Source organism: Aliihoeflea sp. 2WW, assembly GCF_000497755.1.
Taxonomy (GTDB): domain Bacteria; phylum Pseudomonadota; class Alphaproteobacteria; order Rhizobiales; family Rhizobiaceae; genus Aliihoeflea.
Genome location: NZ_AYOD01000008.1, coordinates 92,698 through 113,647 on the forward strand (window position 1 = coordinate 92,698; position 20,950 = coordinate 113,647).

Consider the following 20,950-nt stretch of genomic DNA (forward strand, 5'->3'; position numbering starts at 1 on the left):
ATGAAGGAACTGATGCGCACCAACGATATCGTCCTGATCTCGTTCGTGGAGAGTCTCCTGCGCGACGCCGACATCGATTTCTTCGTCGCCGACCAGAACATGAGCATCCTGGAAGGCTCGATCGGCATCCTGCCGCGCAGGGTGATGGTGACGGATGACGACCACGCACAGGCACGGCGCGTGCTGACCGATGCCGGCATCGTCGACGAACTGAAGCCGTGACATCGAAGACGGTCGACGCGTTCCACCGCGGGCGCTTTCATCTGGTGCAGCCGGCCGGTCGCGGGCATCGCGCCGGGCTTGACGCCATGCTGCTGGCGGCGGCGGTGCCGGACGGGTTTGCGGGGCGCGTGGCCGATCTCGGAGCCGGCGCCGGAGCGGCCGGGCTGGCAGTGCTGGCACGGTGTCCCGATGCTGCGGCGATGCTCGTCGAACGTGAAGGCGACATGGCGGCATTTGCGCGCGCGACGCTGGAACTGTCGGAGAATGCGGCATGTGAAAGCCGGGCAATCGTGATCGAGGCCGATGTGAGCTTGCGCGGCAAGGCGCGGATCGCGGCCGGGCTCGGCGACAATTGCTGCGACTTCGCCATCATGAACCCGCCCTATAACGACGCCGCCGACCGGGCTTCGCCGGACGCGCTGCGCCAAGCGGCGCATGTGATGACGGACGGGCTGTTCGAGGAATGGGTTCGCACGGCAGCGGCCATCGTGCGACCGCGCGGGGGGCTGGCGATCATTGCGCGCCCGGCGTCGCTCGCTGCCATGCTGGCGGCGATCGATGGCCGGTTCGGCAGCGCGGAACTCATGGCCATCCGCCCGCGGCCCGGAAAGGCGGCGATCCGCATCGTGATGCGCGCCTGGCGGGGGCAGCGCGGCACGCTCTCGATGCTGCCGGCTCTGACGCTGCACGGCGAAACCGGCAACGGGTTCACGCCGGAGGCGGACACGGCGATCAATGGCGAGCGCGCGCTGTTCGCCTGACTGGCGCATCCCGACGGCTCCCCATGCGTTGCATTGCGCAACCGTGCGTCAGCCCTACATGGAGAGGGCAACAGGAGACCGACCGAACGTGCGACGCCTCGTCAACAAGATCCTTCCGAAATCCCTTCGCTCCACCGCCGTCACCATCCCGGTGATCCGGTTGCATGGCGCGATCATGTCAGGCGCGAGCCCGCTCAGGCAGAACCTGTCGCTGGCGACGACGGCTGGGCTGATCGAAAAGGCGTTCGCCGTGCAGGATGCGCCGGCCGTTGCGATCTCCATCAACTCGCCGGGTGGATCGCCCGTCCAGTCGCGGCTGATCTACAAGCGCATCCGTGACCTGGCGATCGAGAAGAACAAGACCGTCCTCGTCTTCGTCGAAGATGTGGCGGCATCGGGCGGCTACATGATCGCCTGCGCCGGCGACGAGATCTTCGCCGACCCCTCCTCCATCGTCGGCTCGATCGGCGTCGTCTCCGCCTCCTTCGGCTTCCAGGACCTGATCAAGAAGATCGGCGTCGAACGGCGTGTGCATACGGCCGGGCAGAACAAGTCTGTGCTCGACCCGTTCAAGCCGGAGCGCCCCGAGGACATCGAGAAGCTGAAGGCGTTGCAGCTCGAGGTTCACGAGACTTTCATCGACCTGGTGCGCGAGCGGCGCGGGGCGAAGCTGGCCGATCATCCCGACCTCTTCACCGGGCTCTTCTGGACCGGGCGCAAGGGGCTGGAGCTCGGCCTCGTCGACCATCTGGGCGATATGCGACAGGTGCTGAAGGAACGCTACGGCGACAAGACGCGGATGCAGCTCATCACCATGCCGCGCGGGCTTTTCGGCCGGAAGCTCGGCCTTGGCGGGCTGAGCCAGGAAATCGCGCATTCGGCAGCGCAGGGCATTGCCGACACGGCGAGCGAACGGGCTCTTTGGAGCCGCTACGGGCTTTGATCGCGATCACGAAAATGCCTAGTATGTGTTCTGTCATGCCACTGCGTGATGATCGGAGCGGATGAACGCGATGCCCCAGCTACTCTTCTTCGCGGCCGTCGGAGCCGCAGCGGTGCTCGGCTACCGGCGCTTCATCCGCGAAGCCGAGAAGATCACGGCGCGCGCGCGGCGCAACGAGAGCGAAGCGCGTACCGGCGCGATCGGGACGCTCGTCAAGGACCCGGCGACCGGCGAGTACCGGGTTGCCAAGGACTGAGCCTGACACGGCCAGCGTGACCGAGCGGCTGCGCTTGCGCGCCCCCGCGAAGATCAACCTTGCGCTGCATGTCACCGGCAGGCGGGCGGATGGGTATCATCTGCTCGATTCGCTTGTCGTGTTTACGCGGTTCGGCGACGAACTGGAGATCGGGCCGGCCGCGGCGGACAGTTTCCATGTCCAGGGGCCGCTTGCGACAGGCGTTCCGACGGACGCAAGCAATCTCGTCATCAAGGCGCGCGATGCAATTCGCCAAGCACAAGGCGTGCGCGGGCCGCTGGCGTTGCGGCTGACGAAGAATTTACCGCCGGCTTCGGGCATCGGCGGCGGGTCGAGCGATGCGGCGGCTTGTCTTGCCGGAATGGCGAAGGGCGATCTTGCGGAGATCGGGCTGAGGCTGGGAGCGGACCTGCCGATGTGCCTTGCTGCCGAGCCGCTGCGCGCGCGGGGGATCGGGGAGCGGATCGAGCTTCTGCCGGGCTTTCCCGCGCTTTCGCTGGTGCTTGCCAATCCCGGCGTCGAGGTGCCGACTTCCGAAATTTTCCGCCGCCTGCCCTCGCCCGACAATGCGCCTTTGCCGGGTCTGCCGGAAGGTGACGTGGTCGAATGGCTGCGTGGAACGCGTAACGATCTGCAGGCGCCGGCAATCGCCTATGCGCCGCAGATCGGCGAGTGCCTGGATATGCTGGAGCGATCCGGCGCCGACTTCGCGCGGATGTCTGGCTCAGGCGCGACGTGTTTCGGCGTATTCGCAGACGATGACGCGGCCGAACGGGCGGCGGAACGAATGCGGACCGAGAAGGGTTCGTGGTTCGTGGTCGCCACGCAAAGCCATGCCTCGGGAACATTCAGGAGACGGATCGAACCATGAGCGAACGCCCCTTCATCGCCGTCACCTTCGCCGTGCTCACGGTTTCGGACACGCGCAGCCTCGACGAGGACAAGTCCGGCGTGACGCTCGTCGAGCGGATCAAGGTTGCGGGCCACGAGGTTGCGCAGCGCGACATCGTCAAGGACGACATCGCCGCAATCCGCGCCAAGGTGAATTCGTGGGCCAGAGATGAAGCGATCGACGCGATCATCACCACGGGTGGCACCGGTTTTACCGGGCGCGACGTGACACCCGAAGCGCTCGAACCGCTGTTCGAAAAGCGCATGGACGGGTTCTCGGCGCTGTTCCACAAGATCTCGGCCGACAAGATCGGCACCTCGACGATCCAGAGCCGGGCGACGGCGGGGCTTTTGAACCAGACCTTTGTCTTCGTCCTGCCGGGCTCGCCCGGTGCCTGCCGGGACGCCTGGGACGGCATACTGAAGGACCAGTTCGACTATCGCCACATGCCGTGCAATTTCGTGGAGATCATGCCGCGTCTCGATGAGCACCTGAAACGCGGCGCAGGCCAGATCGTCTGATCAGACGGCGTGGATTTCGGCGCGCAGGCGAAGCGGCCTGCCCCTCGTCGGAACGCTTTTTCGCATGAGAAGGCCCTCGGCGATGCGTTCGCGCCGCGTCAGCCAATTCGACCAAAACGGCAATTCCGTCTGACGCGAGCGCGAGAAGGTCGCCGGACCGTTGGCAACCGCGACATGCTCACGCGCGGCCTCGACCCAGCCGGGAACGAGACGCGCGCCGGGCTTCAGCAGCAGGACCCAGTCGCTGCGCGCCTTGGCCAAGGCGTCTTCGCCGCGTGTTTCCGCGAGGAAGACGCAGCCCGCATGTTCGGCCACCGTTTCGGTGCCGTCCGACGAGCCTAGATCGCAGACGATGACCTCGCGCACCAGACCCTCGACGGCGCCAGTCACGAGCGAGGCGAGCGTCTTCGCCAGGCGCTCCTCGTCGTTTTTCGTCTCGATCAGTACGGAGATCATGCCCTTCATTAGCGCAGTCTGAATGACGTGGCCAGATGCGCGAACGCGAAGAAAGTTCTTGCTTTGTTCTTTTTCCATAGATAGGAATTGTTTCATCGAAACGCCGATTCCCAGAGCGCCCGCGACGCGGCGCCAGGAGAGCGACATGGAACAGATCAGACGAGCCGACGTTGCCGCTTTCACAAGCGGAGATGCGCATATGGCCAATGCGATGATCGAGGAAAGCGGCCTGCGCGTGGTGCCGGACAGGCGGCGCGGGCGTGGAGCCGGCGTCAATCCGAGCGGGCGCTTCGAGAAGTTCGAGCGCCACGTCTTCGACGATGGCTGGAACTCTTTCGAGGACCTGCCGCCGTTCAAGACGGACGTGCAGATCGAGAAGCCGCGCACGATCATCACCCGCAACGATTCGCCCGACATTTCCTTCGACCGCTCCATCAATCCTTACCGCGGTTGCGAGCATGGCTGCGTCTATTGCTTCGCGCGGCCGACGCACAGCTATATGGGGCTTTCGGCGGGGCTGGATTTCGAATCGAAGCTCTTCGCCAAGCCTGATGCGCCGCGCCTTCTGGAGAGGGAGCTGGCGAAGGACGGCTACCAGCCGAAGACCATCGCGATCGGCACCAACACGGACCCCTACCAGCCGATCGAAAAGGAATGGCGCATCATGCGCGAGTTGCTGGAAGTGCTCGAGCGGCACAACCATCCGGTCGGCATCGTGACCAAATCGGCGCTGGTCATGCGCGACATCGACATCCTGTCGCGGATGGCGGAGAAGGGTCTCGCCAAGGTGGCGCTGTCGGTGACGACGCTCGACCGCAAATTGGCGCGGGCCATGGAACCGCGCGCAGCGACGCCGCCGCGCAGGCTGGAGGCCGTGCGGGCGCTGTCGGAAGCCGGCATCCCGACTTCGGTGATGATCGGCCCGGTCATTCCCGGCCTCAACGATGCCGAGATCGAGCGCATCCTCGATTCGGCCGCGGCGGCCGGCGCGAGGGAAGCTGGCTACGTCATCCTGCGGCTGCCGCTGGAGGTGAGCTCGATCTTCAAGGACTGGCTGTTGCAGCACTATCCCGACCGCTATCGGCACGTGATGTCGCTGGTGCGCTCGATGCGAGGCGGCAAGGATTACGATGCCGAGTTCGGCAAGCGGATGAAGGGCGCGGGTCCCTATGCCTGGCAGATCGGGCGGCGGTTCGAACTTGCCGCCAAGCGGCTCGGGCTCAACACGCAAAGGCTGAAGCTGCGCACCGACCTGTTCGTGCCACCCTTGAAGCAAGGGGAGCAGTTGACGCTCCTCTGAAGATTGCACTCCTACCGTCGTTTTCTGTTCCGTCCGGCTTGTCCCCAATCATTGCCCGACGGTGTCCTTCCCGTCCCGCCCCACGGCCGGGAAGGACTTGCGGAGAATCGGACGCAATGCGAGCATTGCCGCAACATGGCTCGCCCGCGCTCCGATTCTCCGCTGCTTTTCGACCTGCCCGTCCGCCCGGATTTCCGGATGGAACGCGCTGCCGAGCGCGAGGGCCTGTGGCCCGTCTGCGGGACAGACGAGGCCGGACGCGGTCCGCTCGCCGGACCGGTGGTCGCGGCGGCCGTGATCCTCGATCCGAAGCGTATCCCCAAGGGGCTCGACGATTCCAAGCGGATGACGCATGGCGAGCGCGAGACGCTTTTCGACGAAATCCTGAAGAAGGCGCTGGCGGTTTCGGTGGCGTCGGTTTCGGCCGATTCGATCGATTGTTCCGACATCCGCAAGGCGAGCCTCGAAGCCATGTGCCGGGCGGTGACGCTTCTGGCGGTCGAGCCGAAGCTGGTGCTCGCCGACGGCCGTGACATCCCACCGGGGCTCAAGTGCGACGGCAAGGCGGTGGTCAAGGGCGACCAGCGCTCGCAGTCGATCGCGGCGGCGTCGATCATCGCCAAGGTGACGCGTGACCGGATGATGTCGCGAACGGCAACGATCCATGTCTCGTACGGGTTCGAGGTGCATATGGGCTATGCGACCGCGCGCCACCGGACAGCCATTGAGGTGCACGGACCGGCAGCGCGGCTGCACCGGCTGTCGTTTGCGCCGTTTCGGCTGGATGCGGCGGAGTAGCGTCGCTTTTCGGTGGAGGTCGCAGCCCCCTCTCCGTCTCGGGCTTTGCCCGAGCCACCTCTCCCCCATTTCATGGGGGAGAGGAAACGCCTTCATCAAATCGCGCAACTGACTAGGCAACAAAAAACCCCGCCGGAGCGGGGTTTTTCAACGTTCTGCTCTGACCCGGGTCAGTTCATGCGGGCTTTCACGTCGTCGAGGGACGACTTGAAGAGCTGCGCTTTGACATCGGCGTCGGCGCGTTCGTCGAGCAGCTTGGCCGCAGCGGCGACCGCGATGTCGACCGCGTTGGAGCGGACGGCGTTGACGGCGTCGCGCTCGGCCTGGGCGATCTTCTGTTCGGCGAGCGTGGTGCGACGGGCGACGTATTCCTGCGTCCGTGCCTTGGCTTCCTCGACCAGGTGGTTGGCTTCGCGCTTGGCGGCGGCGACGATGTCGCCGGCTTCCTGCTCGGCTTCCTTGCGCTTGCGCTGATACTCGGCGAGGAGCTGCTGCGCTTCTTCACGCAGGCGGCGTGCCTCTTCGAGTTCGTTGCGGATGCGCTCGGCGCGCTGGTCGAGCGTTCCGCCGATCTTGCCCGGCACCTTCAGGAAGACGATCAGTCCGATGAAGATGACGAGGGCGACTGTTGCCCAGAAAGTGGCGTCCATGGCGGGCTCCTATCGAACCTGGCCGACGGCTGCGGCAACTGCCGCGTCATCGGGCTTGCGATCGATGAGCGCCTCGACGATGGCGCCGGCTGTTTCCTCGGCGATCGTGCCGACATCCTTCATGGCCGCTTCGCGGACAGTGGCGATGCGACGCTCGGCTTCGACGAGCTTGCGCTCGAGATCGGCCTCGACCGACTTGCGCTCGGCCTCGGCATCGGCCTTGGCAGCGTCCTGCGCCGTCTGCGCAATACCGTGCGCCTTGGCGCGGGCATCGGCCAGTTCCTGCTCGTAGGCAGCAACCGCGGCGTCGGCTTCTTCCTTGTTGCGCGCTGCCTGATCGAGATCATGAGCAATGCGGTCGCGGCGCACCTCGAGGATGTTTCCGATCCTCGGGAGGACGACCTTCTGCAAGAAGAGGTAGAACAGGCCGAAAGTGATCGCCAGCCACAGAAGCTGGGACGGGTAGGTCGAGGTGTCGAAGGGGGGGAAACCCGCTTCGCCGTGGCCTTCCTCGTGGACGATCTCGGTCTGCAATTCGCCTTCGGCGGGAGCGGTCTCCTGCGCGTATCCAGGCGTTACGAACATGTGCATCCCCTGCTCATGTTGCCGGCCAACGATGTCGACCGGCGGGTCTCAGCACTCGCAAATGACGGCGCGAGCGGGCGCGGATGCGCCCGCCGGCCGGACCTCATCTTACGTGAAGAGGAGGAGGAGAGCGATGAGGAGCGAGAAGATGCCCAGAGCTTCCGTCACGGCGAAGCCGAAGATCAGGCGGCCGAACTGGCCGTCGGCTGCCGACGGGTTGCGCAGTGCGCCCGAGAGGTAGCTGCCGAAGATGTTGCCGAGACCGAGGGCGGTGCCGGCCATGCCGAGGCAGGCGATGCCTGCGCCGAGAGCGCGTGCTGCTTCTACTTCCATTTTGAAACTCCTTTTTGGATTCGCTTTGGCATCATTCATGCCGGTTGGAAGATGGTCGGCCCGGGGGCCGGTGATGGCTAACCCCGTCCGATCAATGCTCGGGATGGACGGCGTCGTTCAGGTACATGCAGGTCAGCACCGCGAAGACGTAGGCCTGCAGGAACGAGACGAGGAATTCGAGACCGGTGATCGCGATGGTCAGGAGCAGCGGCAGCACCGCGCCGATGACGCCGAACGCGCCAAGGCCGCTCAAGGTGGTGACGAAGCCCGCGAAGACCTTCAGCGTGATGTGACCGGCGAGCATGTTGGCGAACAGACGAACCGAAAGGCTGATCGGGCGCGACAGGAACGAGATGACCTCGATCGAGGCGACCAGCGGCACCAGCACTCCAGGCACACCATGCGGCACGAACAGTTTGAAGAAGCGCGCGCCATGGGTCTTGAGGCCGTAGCCGACGAGCGTCAGCATGACGATCATGGCAAGTGCGAAGGTGACGATGAGATGGCTCGTCACCGTGAAGAAATACGGCACCATTCCGAACATGTTCGCCACGAGGATGAACATGAAGAGCGAGAAGACGAGCGGGAAGAAGCGCATGCCCTGCGGGCCGGTCGCGTCGCGCAGCATGTTGGCGACGAACTCGTACGACATTTCCGATACGGATTGCGTGCGGCTCGGCACCAGGCCGCGGCTCGACGTCGTGAGGTAGAGGAACGCACCCGCGGTCACCACGGTGGCGACCATGAAGAGCGAGGAATTGGTGAAGGAGAAGTCGAGCCCACCGATCTCGATCGGAATCAATCTGGAGATCTGAAACTGGTGGATCGGATCTTCGGCCATCAGGCGCCCCTCGATATAGATGTCGGCGCCAGCGCGCCGGATAAAGCTACGTTTCGTGTCGGTCCCGGCCGCTTACCGGCGGCTCAACCCCGCGCTCTGCCACGACACCGGCGGAACGAAGGACGTTCAGGACCCCGGCGGCAAATCCGAGCAGCAGAAAGACGACGAGACCCCAAGGGGTCGTACCCGCCGCCGTGTCGATGAACCATCCGATGGCCGCCCCGACCACGATGCCGGCGATGAACTCGCTCGACAGTCGCAGGGCCTTGCCCATCCCGGCCATTCCGCCGGTCCTCGGACCGCTCGCCTCGACGCCCTTCGCCGGTCGCTTCACCGCCAGCTTGGCGTCGAGCTCGCGGCGGCGACGTTCGAGATCGTCTCCGCTGCCATCCGGCTCCGGGCCGGTCCGGCCGGTTCCGCCTGGCCCGTTCATGTCGGCCATCGCAACCTCCTGACCCGCCTGGCATCCATATTGGCTTACCGCTTCAAAGTCGCGCGCAACATATTCAGGGCACCCGCGCCAGTCAAGCCACGGACGGGGATTGAATCGGGAGCTATTTTGGTAGGAAAATCATGAGATTAGCAGGCTGCGACAATGCGCGCAGGCGGCCGCGGAGAGAATCGCCCCGCCGGACCGCGCGAGCCTGCCCGCAATCAGCTCCAGCCGCCGCCCTTGGTGCGGTAGAAGATGTGAAGGCCGATCTTCTTCACCTTGTCCATGGTGCGCGCCCAGCGTGGGCTGACATAGGTGGCATGATAGTGCGTGGAGGAGCCGACCTCGGGCAGGAAGATCTTGCCGGCCGTGACCGCCATCGCGACGTCCGAGGCAAGCTTGTAATGTCGCTGGCTCGTCACGCGCGGCTTGGTGCCGTCGCAAGCGAACGAGAACTGGCAGCGGTTGCGCCAGGAGCGGTTCTGATAAACCACGCCGCAGATCGTGTTCGGATAGGCCGGCGCGCGAACGCGATTCAGAATCACCTGCGCAACGGCCGCCTGTCCCTTCACTTCCTCGCCGCGCGCCTCGAAATAGATGCCCTCGGCGAGGCATTTCTGCTCCTTGTCGGAGAAGACATGGGCGGGAAGCGGCATCTTCATCCAGGCGTGATCGCCCGGCGCCATCGGCGGAATGAAGCGGCCATCGGACGGGTCTTCGCCCTTGAGGAGGCTCGCGAAGGGCGACGCCGTCGCGTAGTTGGGCTCGGCCGGCGCATAGGCCGTCGCCAGAATATCGGCCTTCTCGTTGGTGACCAGCGAGGCGAGCATCACCGGCATGTCGTTGTCGATGGGCCGGTGCGTCGGGTGGAAAGCGAACGCGATGTCGAGTTCCTTGCCCTCGATCTCGGGCTTCACGAATGCCATCGCGAATTCGGGTTCGACGTCGTGCAGCGAGGAGGTGCGCTCCAGGATGGAGCCGGCATTGAAAAATTTCGGCGGCGATACGGGGGCGATCTTCAACAGACGGCCCTGTTTGCCGGTGCGATTGACGCGGTCCTCGTCCGGCCGGCTGTTCTTTTCACCATCCTGCGAGCGCAGCGCGACGGTGCCGAGGCCCGGGACCTTGAAGCCAGCGCCGGCAATCGCGCCGGTCACGGTCGCATCGACGAAAGGAAGTTCCGCCTGCTGGACCGAGCCGGCCTGTGCCTGCTCGACCACCGCACCCCACCGACCGGAGCCGGTCTCAAGTCCGGAAACGAAGCTCGTCATGTCCTGGAAGGCGGATGCGGTGGGAAAGGCCAGCCAGATGCCGATGCCGAACAGCGCAGGCGTCAAAACCGACCTGCCCTCCAACATACGCTTCAAGCGACGCGACAAACGCCCTACCTGCAATGGACCCGCTCCATACGCATTCCAAAAAACCGAAACCGGCAAATACCAAGACCGGCCAAAAATGATCGATTAACCTTTATGGGCGGTTAATGCCGCAGGGTCAGCGCCCGGCGTCCAGATCATGTCCCCGGTGATCATCGACGGTCGCCCGTCCCCTCAAATCACCCGATGGATGGCGTTTCGCCAAGGAGTAAGGCGTGAATGTGACCTAGAGGCAGTAGAGGCCATGAAAGGTCGAACGGCCCGTCATGTTCTCTTTTTGGCCCGGCCCGCGAAGGGATTTTCCGAAGCGCGCAGCACCATGCGAATCGGAACGCCGGGCATGTCGAATGCCTGACGAAGCTCGTTCGTCAGGTAGCGGATATAGCTTTGCGGCACGGCTTCGGGGCGCGTGCAGGACAAAACGAAGCCGGGCGGGCGCGTCTTGATCTGGGTAATGTACTTGATCTTCAGCCGGCGTCCGGCAACGGCGGGCGGCGGGTGATGCGCAATGACGCCTTCCAGCCAGCGATTGAGACGGCCGGTCGAGATGCGCGTGTTCCAGACACGATGCGTCTTCTCGATCGCGTCCATGAGCTTGTCGAGACCGCGTTCGGTCTCGGCAGAAATCGTCACGGCCTGCAGTCCGCGAACCTGTGGCAGGAGCCGGGTCGTCTTTTCGCGCAGTTCGGCGAGCAATTCCTGCCGGTTCTCGATCAGGTCCCACTTGTTGAACGCCAGCACGGGCGCCCTGCCCTCGCGGATGATCAAATCGGCAATGGTCAGGTCCTGCTTTTCGAACGGGATCGTCGCATCGAACACGATGACGACCACTTCCGCAAAACGGATCGCGCGCAGCCCATCGGCGACGGACAGCTTTTCCAGCTTCTCCTGCACGCGCGACTTGCGCCGCAACCCGGCCGTATCGAACAGCTTGATCTTGCGCCCGTTCCAATCCCAGTCGACGGAAATGGAGTCGCGGGTGATGCCGGCTTCGGGGCCGGTCAGGAGGCGATCTTCGCCGACGAGCGAATTGATCAGAGTCGACTTGCCGGCATTCGGCCGTCCCACGACGGCAATGCGCAGCGGCTTCGTCGCGTCATAGGCAGGGATCGCTTCCTCGTCCTCGTCGGACACATCCTCGCCGATCAGAGGCTGTGCCGCGAAAGCCTCGTCTTCGTCCTCGTCCTCGCCGAACGCCCGCTCCTCGCCGATCGCCGCGACGATCGCATCGCGCAGATCGACCATGCCGACGCCGTGCTCGGCCGAGACGCCGATGGGCTCGCCCAGACCCAATTCCCAGGCTTCGAGAAAGCCGGATTGCGCGCCCTTCGCTTCGGCCTTGTTGGCGACCAACACGACCGGCTTGCCGAAGCGGCGAACGATGTCGGCGAAGGCGCGATCATCCGGCATCAAGCCGGTCTTGGCATCGACGACGAAGCAGATGAGGTCCGCCTCCTCGATGGCCGTTTCCGTCTGCTGACGCATACGGCCGGCGAGGCTCGCCGCCTCGGCGGTTTCGAGGCCGGCCGTGTCGATCACCTCGAATTCGAGATCGTAGAGCTTGGCGGTGTGCGAGCGGCGGTCGCGCGTCACGCCAGGCGTGTCGTCGACGAGCGCGAGCTTGCGCCCGGCCAGCCGGTTGAAAAGCGTCGACTTGCCGACATTCGGCCGGCCGATGATGGCGAGTTTGAAGCTCACGAAGGTTCCTGCGTGCCGCGGATGAGTTCGGCCATCATCTGGGCGCGCTGGCGCATATTGCCCGAAACGCGCTCGTCGCCGACGATGAGATCGAAAAGACGCAGCGCCTCTTCCGACTGGCCGTCCTTCCACGCCGCGAGCGCAAGCGCCTCGCGCGCGGAATGGCGCATTGCGTTGTCGTCGGCGGTCATCGCCTCGACGCGGGCGGCGACGTCGTCATAGGAGCCGTGATCGATAAGAAGGTAGCCGGCACGCAACCGCGCCGTGTCGCGGATCGCCTGCGGGATCGCATTGTCGCTCGCCACGGCGTCGAACGAAGCGATGGCGGCCGCATGGTCACCGGCGTCGGACTGGACGGTAGCAGTGCGGAAGCGGGCGAGCACCGGATAGGCGCCGAAGCCATCTTCCTGAAGGGCGGAAAGTTCGGCAAGGGCCTGCTCGTTCTGGCCGCTATTGGCGAGGTTCAGCGCCTGAGAGAAGCGGTCACCGGACGCATTGGCCTGGCGTGTCGTCCACCAGTCCCACGCGACATAGAGCACAGTGGCGGTGATGACGACTGCGGCAACACCGAGCGCGGCGAGGCCGTAGCGGTCCCAGATCTGGCGCGCGCGATCCTGTCGAAGCTCCTCGTTGACCTCGCGGATAAAACTGTCGTCGGACATCAAGCACAACCATTTCCAGAGACAGGGCGCGACGGCGGCGCCCACATTGGCGAGCGTTTTAGCCGAAAATCGCATTCATGGAAGGGGAAATCCCTGCCACTGGGGAAAGGGCGGCAAAATCACGCGATGACGGGAACGCCGATCAGCCATTCGTGCAGCACGAATGCGAAGAGTGCATAGGCGACGAGGCCGATGACGATCGCGGCGACATCCCATTTGACCGGTCCGGGCAAGGGACCGGCGTCGCCGCGCCGCTTGACCGAAATACGGTCGAGGACCGCCCATGCGAGGAACGTGCCGAACAGCAGCAGCGCCGCCAGATCGCCATTGGCAAGAAGATGGCCGAGTGCCCAGATCTTGACGGCAACCAGCATCGGATGCCTGAGCGCCGCCTTGATGCGGCCGGCCGGCAATTGCGAGGCGGCGAGCGCGATGAAGGCGAAGACCATCAGGAGAAGGTTGAGATGGCGCGTCCAGACCGGCGGCTCGTAGAGGATCGGTGCCGTCTGCCGGGCGATGCCGTAGCCCCAGATGATGAGCACGAGGCCGGCAAGGGCGACCAGCGAATAGAGCCCCTTCCAAGGGCCGAGGCCGCGGGCGGCGATCTGCGCGTTACGAAGGTCAGGTGCGAAAATTCGCACCGAGTGGATGCCGAGAAAGAGGATCAATCCGAGGATGAGAATCAGCATCGCGCGCCCCTTTGCCTGACCATTCTAGAGTGTCGTTCGCGCCGGCGACAGGGTCAGGAGCGCGCTGCCGTCTTCGACGACAGGGCCAGCCACGCGGAAATGGCGAGCGCCAGCGCGGCGAGGACGGACGGCCAGAAGAAGCCGCCGGTCCAGTCGGCGACCATGCCGGCCACGACAGGGCCGACGATCTGGCCGAGGCCGAAGGCGGCGGTCATGACCGAGAGCACCTTGCGGGGCGACGGGCCGGCAAGGTTGCGGCCGATCTGGATGCCGAGCGCGGTGATGGCGACGAAGGTGTTGCCGAGGAGGATGCCGCCGAGAAGCGGGCCGGTCATACCGCCGAGCGCGACGCTCGCCATGACGCCGGCCGCTTCCACGCCGCAGCCTACCGCGAAGACCGGCCGCAAGCCCCACCGGCGCGCGGCCAGCGCCCACAGATAGACAGACGGGATGACGGCCAGGCCGGTGACCAGCCAGACGACGGCCTCGAGCACCGCGCCGCTTTCGTTGTCGCGAACGATGGCAATCAGGAAAGTGGCCGTCACGACATAGCCGAAGCCGAAGATGCCATAGGCCCAGACGATACGCTTCAAGGCGGGCGAGAAGACGAGCGCCGGCTCCTTAGGTGCGGAGCCGCCCTGCCCGCCTTGGCGCGGCAGGATCAGCCAGACGGCGGCCAGGGCCGCAAGCGACAGGCCGGCCGCGCCGATCCAGTTCGCCCGCCAGCCGAATTGGCCGAATGCGAGCAGCGCCACCATCGACGCAGACAGCGCAATGCCGACGCCGACGCCGCCGAAATGCATCCACTGAAGATCGCTGCGATCGAGCCGCGCGAGGCCGGCGAAGATGATGCTCGACAGGAACACCATGACGAAGGCGCTGGCGACGCCGGCCGCAAAGCGGATCGCCAGGAAGGCGGCGAAGTCGTCCGTCAGCGCCATGGCGAGGCACAGCGCGGTGCTGAGCGCCAGGCTCGCCAGCGACAGGGCCCGCTCCCATCCATGCGCCCAGCCGCCTCCGGCGATCAGCGCGCCGACGAGATAGCCGGTGTAGTTGGATGCGGCGATGAAGCCGGCCTCGGACGTCGTCTGGCCGAGCGCGGCCATCATGCCCGGCAGGATCGGCGTGTAGACGAACCGGCCGATGCCCATCGCAACGGCCATGGACAGCATGCCGGCGACGGCCAAACGGACGGGGGATACGGGGAGAGCGGGAGCGTGCATTCTGCGGAGAGATTAGCGGCGGGCGGCAAGGGCGCAATGACAAATCATCGCACAAACCGGCTTTGGGTCGCTGGAGCCGGTCAGCGACCGAAAAGCGCAGCGTAGCGATCGGGCTTGAAGCCGATCTCGACCGCGTCGCCGATGTCGAGGACCGGCCGCTTGATCATGGTCGGCTCGCCGGCCATCAGGGCAATCGCACTGGCTTCGTCGAGATTCTCACGCGCCTCGGCCGGCAGGGCGCGGAAAGTGCGGCTGCCCTTGTTCAGCACCTTCTCCCAGCCGGCCGCCTGGCACCAGCGGGAGATGTCGTCCTTGCCGATGCCGTCGACGCGATAGTCATGAAAGGCGTAGGCGACGCCGTTGGCATCGAGCCAGGCGAAAGCCTTTTTCATCGTGTCGCAGTTGTGGATGCCGTAGATCGTGACGGTCAACGGGTCATTCCCACTCGATCGTGCCGGGGGGCTTGGAGGTGACGTCGTAGACGACGCGGTTGACGCCCTTGACCTCGTTGATGATGCGGGTGGCGGCGCGGCCGAGGAATTCCATGTCGTAGTGGTAGAAATCCGCCGTCATGCCATCGACCGAGGTGACGGCGCGCAGCGCGCAGACGAATTCGTAGGTGCGCCCGTCGCCCATGACGCCGACGGTCTGGACCGGGAGCAGCACGGCGAAGGCCTGCCAGATGGCGTCGTAGAGGCCGGCCTTGCGGATTTCGTCGAGATAGATCGCGTCGGCCTCACGAAGGATCTCCAGCTTGTCGCGGGTGATGCCGCCGGGGCAGCGGATGGCAAGGCCGGGGCCAGGGAACGGATGGCGGCCGATGAAGTGCTCGGGGAGGCCGAGTTCCTTGCCGAGGACGCGCACTTCGTCCTTGAAAAGCTCGCGCAGCGGCTCGACGAGCTTCATGTTCATGCGCTCGGGCAGACCGCCGACATTGTGGTGCGACTTGATCGTGACCGACGGGCCGCCGGTGAAGGATACGCTTTCGATGACGTCGGGATAAAGCGTGCCCTGCGCCAGGAAATCAGCGCCGCCGAGCTTCTTCGCCTCTTCCTCGAAGACCTCGATGAAGAGCCGGCCGATGGTCTTGCGCTTCTTTTCCGGATCGCTCTCGCCCTCGAGCGCGCCGATGAAGCGGTCCTGCGCGTTCACGAGGATCAGCGGCAGATTGTAGTGCTCGCGGAACATGGCGACGACGTCTGCCGCCTCGTTCTTGCGCATCAGGCCGTGGTCGACGAGGATGCAGGTCAGTTGCTCGCCGACCGCCTCGTGGATCAGGAGCGCGGCGACGGAAGAATCGACGCCGCCCGACAGCGCGCAGATGACCTTGCCGTCTCCGACCTGATCGCGGATCGCCTGCACGGCCTGCTCGCGATAGGCGGCCATCGTCCAGTCGCCGGCAAGGCCTGCGATCTTGTGGACGAAGTTCGACAGGAGCTTGGCGCCGTCCGGCGTGTGGACGACTTCGGGGTGGAACTGGACGGCGTAGAATTTGCGCTTCTCGTCGGCGATGGCCGCAAAGGGCGCGCCGGTCGACGTGCCGACGACGCGAAAGCCCTCGGGAATGGCGGTGACGCGGTCGCCGTGGCTCATCCAGACCTGATGGCGGGTTCCCTTGGCCCAGACGCCGGCGAAGAGCGCGCATTCGTCCTCGATGTCGAGGAAGGCGCGGCCGAATTCGCGGTGGTGACCACCCTCGACCTTGCCGCCGAGCTGGGCGCACATGGTTTGCTCGCCATAGCAGATGCCGAGGACCGGAATGCCGGCGTCGAACACGATTTGCGGCGCGCGGGGGCTGCCCATCTCCGTCGTCGAGGCGGGGCCGCCCGACAGGATGACGGCTTTGGGGCCAATCCGGTGGAAGGCGTCTTCAGCGAGCTGGAAGGGGACGATCTCGGAATAGACGCCGGCTTCGCGCACGCGGCGCGCGATGAGCTGCGTGACCTGGGAGCCGAAATCGATGATAAGGACGGTGTCGGGATGGGCTTCGTTCGTCATGACGGGCCTTTAGAGAAAAGCGCCCTTTGGCGCAATGGTGTTCACCGGCTTTCCAGCGTTCCTGCAACGATGGCAGCCTCTAGCCGGTCGACGGCATCGGCGAGCCGTTCGTCGACGAGATGGAGATAGTCGGTCCAGTCGGAGAGCTTCGACAAATAGTCGCGGCCGTCGGAGATGCCGCGCAGTGCGACCAGCGGCAGGTCGAAGGCCTGGCAGGCACGCAGGATCGCGAAGGTTTCCATGTCGACCATGTCGGCGTCGATTACGTCGTAGGCAGCGCCTGAGACGACATTGGCGCCAGTCGACAACCGTGCCTCGGCGATGCCGGGGATGCGCAGCGGCAGCGTGATTTCGGCCGGCTGATCGAGGAAGGGCGTGCGGCCCTTCTCGAAGCCGAGGGCGGACGCGTCCATGTCGCGATAGGAGACGGAACGCGCCTGATAGATGCCTGCGTGATCGAGTGTGCGGCTGCCGGCGGAACCCAGCAAAACGACGAGCGCAGGCAGACGGTCGCGCGCCTTCAGCGTCGCGAGCGCGGCAGCGGTGGCGACGGCTGCCTCGACCGGACCGACGCCTGTCATGAGCGGTGTGAAGCGGCGCTTCAGATGCGGGCCGTATTCGGCCGATGCCGCCATGAGGAAAAGGACGCGTGTGTCGCCGATCAGCGTCTCGGGGATCGGCCGCGCCGCGCTCATCCGCGAATGCCGGCGCGGCCCGACACCACCATGATCGTCGCGGTCATCGTGGCGATGAGCTTGGGGTTGCGGTCACCATCGATCGCATAGGCCTGTCCGTCGGCGACGATGATGGTGCGGCCGGGCTTGGTGACGGAACCGCGAAAGAGGAAGCGGTCGCCCTTGCCGGGCGACAGGAGGTTGACCTTGAACTCGATCGTCAACACGGCGGCGTCGGCCGGCATCAGCGAATAGGCGGCATAGCCGCAAGCCGAATCGAGCGCGGTGGAAATCATGCCGGCGTGAAGATAGCCGTGTTGCTGGGTCAGCGCGTTGTCGTAGCCCATTTCGATCTCGACGATGCCGGGCGTGACACTCGTCAGTTCGGCGCCGATGGTGCGCATCACCTCTTGCCGTGCGAAGCTCTCGCGCACGCGTTCCTCGAAATCACCGTCCGGCTTCAGGAGATCGGTCATGTTCCACCTTCATGCTGTGATGCGCTTATTGCAGAGCAGCATGGGACTGGCAATCGGGCTTCCGTCACGTCCCGGCGCCTGTATCATCCGCCAGTTAGAATAGGGAGCATCGACATGGACCGCGTTACGGGAAGCTGCGTGTGCGGCAAATTGAGGATCGCGGCAACGGGCCGTCCCTACCGCGTCGGCCTTTGCCATTGCCTGACCTGCCGCAAGCACCACGGCGCGCTGTTCCACGCATCGGCGATCTTTCCAGCCGATGCGGTAACGGTCGAGGGCGAGGCGCGCGACTACAATGGCCGCTGCTTCTGTCCCGAATGCGGATCGCCCGTCTTCGGTCACAGCGGGGACGAGGTGGAGGTCAACCTCGGGGCGCTCGATGCACCCGACCAGTTCGCGCCGACTTATGAATTGTGGACCGTGCGGCGCGAATCGTGGCTGCCGGCCTTTCCGCTCAAGCATCGGTACGAGCACAATCGGGAAGGCGAAGGCCGCACGGAAGAGTGAGCGGCGGTAACGTGGTGTTTCAGTTCAGAAGCCAGATCGAGCCATTGAGGAGCGTCGCGAAGGCGACCCATGCGGCGTAGGGCAGGAACAGGACCGCGGACGTGCGGTCGCGGTGCCAGTTGATGCGGATGAAGGCGAGGATCGAAGCCAGCAGCACGACGATGATGAGAAACGCCAGACCGATTTGGTTGAGGGTGAAGAAGACGGGCGACCAGAGGAAGTTTAGGCCGAGTTGGAGCCACCAGACGGACATTGCGCCGCTGGTGCGCTGGCTGTTCCAGACCCGCCAGCCGGCGACGGCGATCAGAACGTAGAGAATCGTCCAGACCGGGCCGAAAATCCAGTTCGGCGGGTTGAAGGGAGGCTTTGCCAGCGCCTGATACCATTCGCCGGGGACGTTGTTGATGCCGATCAGCGAGCCGCCGCCGACAACGAGAATGACGAAGAGGGCAAGGGTGAGGAATCGGGTCATGATGGGCTCCGGCGGTGATTGCCGAGCATCTGGCGCTTTCGACGGAAAGGTCAATTGGGGGGAAGTTGTCGGTGAGAGGTCACGGAAAGGCTCTCGCCTCAGAGCCGGGAGCCATTACGTGAGTTGAGACGCTTAAGCTTTGCGCTCCAGCACCGCAACGAAGAAGCCGTCCGTGCCGGTGCGGTGCGGGGAGAGGATGATGCCGCGCGCGGGATCGATACGCGCCTTGTCCGCTTGGCCCGGGAACGTGTGATCGAAATGGGCAGCGTGATCGATTGGCGTGAAGTCGGGATTCGCGGCGACGAAGCGATCGATCTGCGCGCCGTTTTCGGCGTCGAAGACCGAGCAGGTGACGTAGACGAGACGGCCGCCCGACTTCACGAAGCGCGCGGCCTTCTGCAGGATTTCGGCCTGTTCGCCGGTGCGGATTTCGAGCTGGCGGTCGGTGAGGCGCCATTTGGCATCGGGGCGACGGCGCCAGGTGCCCGAGCCGGTGCACGGCGCGTCAATGAGGACGAGGTCCATCTGGTCTTCGTGGCCCGCGAGCCCGGCAGCGCCCGCGACGACCTGCGCATTGCGCACCCCTGCCCGCTTCAGACGGTCGAAGATCGGCGCGAGGCGGGACTTGTCGGAATCGTAGGCGAATATCTGGCCCTTGTTCGCCATGGCGGCGGCGAGCGCCAGCGTCTTGCCGCCGGCACCTGCGCAATAGTCGAGCACCTGCATTCCGGGTGCAGCGCCGGCGAGCGCGGCAGCCATCTGCGAGCCCTCGTCCTGCACCTCGAACCAGCCCTTCTGGAAAGCGGGTTCGACCTGCACGTTCGGGTGGCGCCCTGCGCCCTCGATCGGCGCGATGCGCAGACCGAGCGGCGCGATGGCCGTCGGCTGCGCGCCGGTCGGCTTCAACTCGGCAAGCACGCGGTCGCTGTCGGACTTGAGCGTGTTGACGCGCATGTCGAGCGGCGGGCGGGCGGCGAGCGCCGAGGTTTCGGCGATCCAGTCGTCGCCGAAGGTCTCGCGCAGGAGCGGCTCGCACCAGTCGGGACAGTCGGCCTGAACGAGCGCGGGCGCGTCAGTGAGCTTGCGCTGCGACAGAGTCGCTGCCTCAACGGCGGTGGGCGGTTCGGGTGCAAAACGGTCGCCTTCGACGGCGGCGCTGATGTCGGCGGCGGACATGCCGTTTTCGAGCGCCAGCGCGCCAAGCGCCATGCCGCGCGGCGTGTCGGAGCCCGCGAGCCAGCCGGCCGAGCGTTTGCGACGCAGCGCATCGTAGACGATGTTGCCGATGGCCGCTCGGTCGCCGGCGCCGGCGAAACGATGCGACAGGCCCCAATCCTTCAGCGCCTCGGCCGCCGGCCTGTGGCGGGCCTCCATGTCGGTCAAAACCTCGATGGCTGCTGCCAGCCTGCCGCCCAAACGCATGTCGTCTTCCTGTAATCGGTTGCCCGGATGCGGCCTGACTAATGCGTCGCCGCGCCGATCACAAGTCCGAAGCCTGGGCGGGCCGAACGAGCACCAGCGCAGCCAAGGCGAGAACAAGGCCTACCGCCGACGCCAGCCAGAGCGCCTGCATGGCGTATGCGCGAAACGCGAACGCCCCGGCGACGGCCCCGAATGTCAGGCCACCCCACAGGCACAGGTGCCAGAACCAGCCCGAATGCCCGTTGCCGCGAATGGCCGATGCCATGCCCTGCCCCATCTTGACGAGTGCGCCGGTCATGTAGGTCACGCCGATCGACACCTCGCCGTTGCGCTGAAAGACCGCGTTCTCGCTGCCCATCGCCAGCGCCATGCAGGCAATGGCGACCGCGGACCAGCCTTGCCCAGCAGCATAGGCGGCCGTGGACAGGAGGGCGGTGACGAGCAGGAGCGTCAGGGGTGCCCGCCACCGCCCCGCCTTGTGGACAGCCAGAGAGCTTGCGACCACGCCGGCAACGAAGAGCGCGACGAGCGACAGCGGCAGAATCGCTGCGGCTGCATAATCGGCAAGGCCGGTGCCGATCTGCACGGAATTGCCCGTCATGAACGAAACGAAGTAGCCGCCGAGTTCGATGAACGCGACGGCATCGACGAACCCTGCAAGACCGGCGAGTGCGACTGCCAGCAAGCGCTCCGCAACGGGATGGTCCTTCATGCCGCCCCCAAAGGAAAAGGCCGGGCACTGCCCGGCCTCCACCATGTATC

Annotated in this window: 27 protein-coding genes; 9 read left to right on the top strand and 18 right to left on the bottom strand. The window is 65.3% G+C overall.

Going from position 1 to position 20,950, the window contains the following annotated elements:
• From ALII_RS0105440 to moaB, 6 genes are all read left to right on the top strand, one after another.
• A complete protein-coding gene (locus ALII_RS0105440; protein ID WP_024586310.1) occupies positions 1–222 on the top strand; it encodes a DUF2007 domain-containing protein in 222 nt (73 codons plus the stop codon).
• On the top strand, positions 219–983 hold the full coding sequence (locus ALII_RS0105445; protein WP_024586311.1) for a methyltransferase: 765 nt from the start codon (positions 219–221) through the stop codon (positions 981–983). Before ALII_RS0105440 ends, ALII_RS0105445 begins: the two co-directional genes overlap by 4 nt.
• Before the next feature lie 88 nt (positions 984–1,071).
• A complete protein-coding gene (locus ALII_RS0105450; protein ID WP_024586312.1) occupies positions 1,072–1,926 on the top strand; it encodes a S49 family peptidase in 855 nt (284 codons plus the stop codon).
• Between the two features lie 70 nt (positions 1,927–1,996).
• Positions 1,997–2,182, top strand: coding sequence for a hypothetical protein (locus ALII_RS0105455; protein ID WP_024586313.1), 186 nt, complete (start codon positions 1,997–1,999; stop codon positions 2,180–2,182).
• Positions 2,169–3,053: a 4-(cytidine 5'-diphospho)-2-C-methyl-D-erythritol kinase gene (locus ALII_RS0105460; protein ID WP_244437318.1), complete on the top strand. Its 885-nt coding sequence runs from the start codon at positions 2,169–2,171 to the stop codon at positions 3,051–3,053. The genes ALII_RS0105455 and ALII_RS0105460 overlap by 14 nt, the downstream gene beginning before the upstream one ends.
• Positions 3,050–3,595 carry a molybdenum cofactor biosynthesis protein B gene (gene moaB, locus ALII_RS0105465; RefSeq protein ID WP_024586315.1) on the top strand — a complete coding sequence of 182 codons (546 nt, stop codon included), beginning with the start codon at positions 3,050–3,052 and terminating at the stop codon, positions 3,593–3,595. The genes ALII_RS0105460 and moaB overlap by 4 nt, the downstream gene beginning before the upstream one ends.
• On the opposite strand, the gene ALII_RS0105470 is transcribed toward moaB, so the two are convergent.
• Positions 3,596–4,060, bottom strand: a complete 465-nt coding sequence (locus ALII_RS0105470) for a glycosyltransferase (protein ID WP_051375782.1) — start codon at positions 4,058–4,060, stop codon at positions 3,596–3,598.
• A 136-nt stretch (positions 4,061–4,196) separates the two neighbouring features.
• On the opposite strand from ALII_RS0105470, the gene ALII_RS0105475 reads away from it, so the two are divergent.
• Positions 4,197–5,351 carry a PA0069 family radical SAM protein gene (locus ALII_RS0105475; RefSeq protein ID WP_024586317.1) on the top strand — a complete coding sequence of 385 codons (1,155 nt, stop codon included), beginning with the start codon at positions 4,197–4,199 and terminating at the stop codon, positions 5,349–5,351.
• 135 nt (positions 5,352–5,486) lie between these two features.
• Complete coding sequence (locus ALII_RS0105480) at positions 5,487–6,149, top strand: ribonuclease HII (protein WP_024586318.1); 663 nt, start codon at positions 5,487–5,489, stop codon at positions 6,147–6,149.
• Between the two features lie 170 nt (positions 6,150–6,319).
• Here ALII_RS0105480 and ALII_RS0105485 read toward each other — a convergent pair whose 3' ends face one another.
• The 14 genes from ALII_RS0105485 to ALII_RS0105550 form a co-directional block, all read right to left on the bottom strand.
• The gene (locus ALII_RS0105485) at positions 6,320–6,799 is read right to left on the bottom strand and encodes a F0F1 ATP synthase subunit B (protein WP_024586319.1); all 480 of its coding nucleotides are present in this window, start codon (positions 6,797–6,799) and stop codon (positions 6,320–6,322) included.
• Between the two features lie 9 nt (positions 6,800–6,808).
• Positions 6,809–7,384 carry a F0F1 ATP synthase subunit B gene (locus ALII_RS0105490; protein ID WP_024586320.1) on the bottom strand — a complete coding sequence of 192 codons (576 nt, stop codon included), beginning with the start codon at positions 7,382–7,384 and terminating at the stop codon, positions 6,809–6,811.
• A 108-nt stretch (positions 7,385–7,492) separates the two neighbouring features.
• The gene (locus tag ALII_RS0105495; RefSeq protein ID WP_024586321.1) at positions 7,493–7,717 is read right to left on the bottom strand and encodes a F0F1 ATP synthase subunit C; all 225 of its coding nucleotides are present in this window, start codon (positions 7,715–7,717) and stop codon (positions 7,493–7,495) included.
• A gap of 91 nt (positions 7,718–7,808) precedes the next feature.
• Positions 7,809–8,558, bottom strand: a complete 750-nt coding sequence (locus tag ALII_RS0105500; protein WP_024586322.1) for a F0F1 ATP synthase subunit A — start codon at positions 8,556–8,558, stop codon at positions 7,809–7,811.
• 46 nt (positions 8,559–8,604) lie between these two features.
• Complete coding sequence (locus ALII_RS0105505) at positions 8,605–9,000, bottom strand: AtpZ/AtpI family protein (RefSeq protein WP_024586323.1); 396 nt, start codon at positions 8,998–9,000, stop codon at positions 8,605–8,607.
• A 212-nt stretch (positions 9,001–9,212) separates the two neighbouring features.
• Positions 9,213–10,370: a cell wall hydrolase gene (locus ALII_RS0105510; protein ID WP_024586324.1), complete on the bottom strand. Its 1,158-nt coding sequence runs from the start codon at positions 10,368–10,370 to the stop codon at positions 9,213–9,215.
• A gap of 261 nt (positions 10,371–10,631) precedes the next feature.
• Positions 10,632–12,065 carry a ribosome biogenesis GTPase Der gene (gene der, locus ALII_RS0105515; RefSeq protein WP_024586325.1) on the bottom strand — a complete coding sequence of 478 codons (1,434 nt, stop codon included), beginning with the start codon at positions 12,063–12,065 and terminating at the stop codon, positions 10,632–10,634.
• The gene (locus ALII_RS0105520; protein ID WP_024586326.1) at positions 12,062–12,727 is read right to left on the bottom strand and encodes a tetratricopeptide repeat protein; all 666 of its coding nucleotides are present in this window, start codon (positions 12,725–12,727) and stop codon (positions 12,062–12,064) included. The genes der and ALII_RS0105520 overlap by 4 nt, the downstream gene beginning before the upstream one ends.
• A gap of 119 nt (positions 12,728–12,846) precedes the next feature.
• The gene (locus tag ALII_RS0105525; protein WP_024586327.1) at positions 12,847–13,416 is read right to left on the bottom strand and encodes an NnrU family protein; all 570 of its coding nucleotides are present in this window, start codon (positions 13,414–13,416) and stop codon (positions 12,847–12,849) included.
• 53 nt (positions 13,417–13,469) lie between these two features.
• The gene (locus ALII_RS0105530; RefSeq protein ID WP_244437320.1) at positions 13,470–14,579 is read right to left on the bottom strand and encodes a YbfB/YjiJ family MFS transporter; all 1,110 of its coding nucleotides are present in this window, start codon (positions 14,577–14,579) and stop codon (positions 13,470–13,472) included.
• A gap of 140 nt (positions 14,580–14,719) precedes the next feature.
• Positions 14,720–15,070 carry an arsenate reductase gene (locus ALII_RS0105535; RefSeq protein WP_024586329.1) on the bottom strand — a complete coding sequence of 117 codons (351 nt, stop codon included), beginning with the start codon at positions 15,068–15,070 and terminating at the stop codon, positions 14,720–14,722.
• A gap of 4 nt (positions 15,071–15,074) precedes the next feature.
• Entirely contained in the window at positions 15,075–16,637 is a 1,563-nt protein-coding gene (gene guaA, locus ALII_RS0105540) for a glutamine-hydrolyzing GMP synthase (protein WP_024586330.1), read from the bottom strand.
• Positions 16,638–16,678: 41 nt separating this feature from the next.
• Entirely contained in the window at positions 16,679–17,332 is a 654-nt protein-coding gene (locus tag ALII_RS0105545) for a 5'-methylthioadenosine/S-adenosylhomocysteine nucleosidase (RefSeq protein ID WP_024586331.1), read from the bottom strand.
• The gene (locus ALII_RS0105550) at positions 17,329–17,787 is read right to left on the bottom strand and encodes a PaaI family thioesterase (RefSeq protein WP_024586332.1); all 459 of its coding nucleotides are present in this window, start codon (positions 17,785–17,787) and stop codon (positions 17,329–17,331) included. The genes ALII_RS0105545 and ALII_RS0105550 overlap by 4 nt, the downstream gene beginning before the upstream one ends.
• A gap of 114 nt (positions 17,788–17,901) precedes the next feature.
• Between ALII_RS0105550 and ALII_RS0105555 the strand changes: the two genes are divergently transcribed.
• Positions 17,902–18,294, top strand: coding sequence for a GFA family protein (locus tag ALII_RS0105555; RefSeq protein WP_024586333.1), 393 nt, complete (start codon positions 17,902–17,904; stop codon positions 18,292–18,294).
• A gap of 19 nt (positions 18,295–18,313) precedes the next feature.
• On the opposite strand, the gene ALII_RS0105560 is transcribed toward ALII_RS0105555, so the two are convergent.
• From ALII_RS0105560 to ALII_RS0105570, 3 genes are all read right to left on the bottom strand, one after another.
• A complete protein-coding gene (locus ALII_RS0105560; protein WP_024586334.1) occupies positions 18,314–18,766 on the bottom strand; it encodes a TspO/MBR family protein in 453 nt (150 codons plus the stop codon).
• Positions 18,767–18,898: 132 nt separating this feature from the next.
• Entirely contained in the window at positions 18,899–20,188 is a 1,290-nt protein-coding gene (locus ALII_RS0105565; RefSeq protein WP_024586335.1) for an RsmB/NOP family class I SAM-dependent RNA methyltransferase, read from the bottom strand.
• Positions 20,189–20,246: 58 nt separating this feature from the next.
• The gene (locus ALII_RS0105570; RefSeq protein ID WP_024586336.1) at positions 20,247–20,900 is read right to left on the bottom strand and encodes a YoaK family protein; all 654 of its coding nucleotides are present in this window, start codon (positions 20,898–20,900) and stop codon (positions 20,247–20,249) included.
• Positions 20,901–20,950 lie beyond the last annotated feature (50 nt).

What these genes read in the sequence shown, in the direction of transcription:
- ALII_RS0105440 (WP_024586310.1), top strand. Translation starts at nt 1, where the DNA reads ATGAAGGAACTGATGCGCACCAACGATATCGTCCTGATCTCGTTCGTG.
- ALII_RS0105455 (WP_024586313.1), top strand. Translation starts at nt 1,997, where the DNA reads ATGCCCCAGCTACTCTTCTTCGCGGCCGTCGGAGCCGCAGCGGTGCTC.
- moaB (WP_024586315.1), top strand. Translation starts at nt 3,050, where the DNA reads ATGAGCGAACGCCCCTTCATCGCCGTCACCTTCGCCGTGCTCACGGTT.
- ALII_RS0105470 (WP_051375782.1), bottom strand. Translation starts at nt 4,060, where the DNA reads ATGAAGGGCATGATCTCCGTACTGATCGAGACGAAAAACGACGAGGAG.
- ALII_RS0105475 (WP_024586317.1), top strand. Translation starts at nt 4,197, where the DNA reads ATGGAACAGATCAGACGAGCCGACGTTGCCGCTTTCACAAGCGGAGAT.
- ALII_RS0105480 (WP_024586318.1), top strand. Translation starts at nt 5,487, where the DNA reads ATGGCTCGCCCGCGCTCCGATTCTCCGCTGCTTTTCGACCTGCCCGTC.
- ALII_RS0105485 (WP_024586319.1), bottom strand. Translation starts at nt 6,799, where the DNA reads ATGGACGCCACTTTCTGGGCAACAGTCGCCCTCGTCATCTTCATCGGA.
- ALII_RS0105490 (WP_024586320.1), bottom strand. Translation starts at nt 7,384, where the DNA reads ATGTTCGTAACGCCTGGATACGCGCAGGAGACCGCTCCCGCCGAAGGC.
- ALII_RS0105495 (WP_024586321.1), bottom strand. Translation starts at nt 7,717, where the DNA reads ATGGAAGTAGAAGCAGCACGCGCTCTCGGCGCAGGCATCGCCTGCCTC.
- ALII_RS0105500 (WP_024586322.1), bottom strand. Translation starts at nt 8,558, where the DNA reads ATGGCCGAAGATCCGATCCACCAGTTTCAGATCTCCAGATTGATTCCG.
- ALII_RS0105505 (WP_024586323.1), bottom strand. Translation starts at nt 9,000, where the DNA reads ATGGCCGACATGAACGGGCCAGGCGGAACCGGCCGGACCGGCCCGGAG.
- ALII_RS0105520 (WP_024586326.1), bottom strand. Translation starts at nt 12,727, where the DNA reads ATGTCCGACGACAGTTTTATCCGCGAGGTCAACGAGGAGCTTCGACAG.
- ALII_RS0105525 (WP_024586327.1), bottom strand. Translation starts at nt 13,416, where the DNA reads ATGCTGATTCTCATCCTCGGATTGATCCTCTTTCTCGGCATCCACTCG.
- ALII_RS0105530 (WP_244437320.1), bottom strand. Translation starts at nt 14,579, where the DNA reads ATGGCCGTTGCGATGGGCATCGGCCGGTTCGTCTACACGCCGATCCTG.
- guaA (WP_024586330.1), bottom strand. Translation starts at nt 16,637, where the DNA reads ATGACGAACGAAGCCCATCCCGACACCGTCCTTATCATCGATTTCGGC.
- ALII_RS0105545 (WP_024586331.1), bottom strand. Translation starts at nt 17,332, where the DNA reads ATGAGCGCGGCGCGGCCGATCCCCGAGACGCTGATCGGCGACACACGC.
- ALII_RS0105550 (WP_024586332.1), bottom strand. Translation starts at nt 17,787, where the DNA reads ATGACCGATCTCCTGAAGCCGGACGGTGATTTCGAGGAACGCGTGCGC.
- ALII_RS0105555 (WP_024586333.1), top strand. Translation starts at nt 17,902, where the DNA reads ATGGACCGCGTTACGGGAAGCTGCGTGTGCGGCAAATTGAGGATCGCG.
- ALII_RS0105560 (WP_024586334.1), bottom strand. Translation starts at nt 18,766, where the DNA reads ATGACCCGATTCCTCACCCTTGCCCTCTTCGTCATTCTCGTTGTCGGC.
- ALII_RS0105565 (WP_024586335.1), bottom strand. Translation starts at nt 20,188, where the DNA reads ATGCGTTTGGGCGGCAGGCTGGCAGCAGCCATCGAGGTTTTGACCGAC.
- ALII_RS0105570 (WP_024586336.1), bottom strand. Translation starts at nt 20,900, where the DNA reads ATGAAGGACCATCCCGTTGCGGAGCGCTTGCTGGCAGTCGCACTCGCC.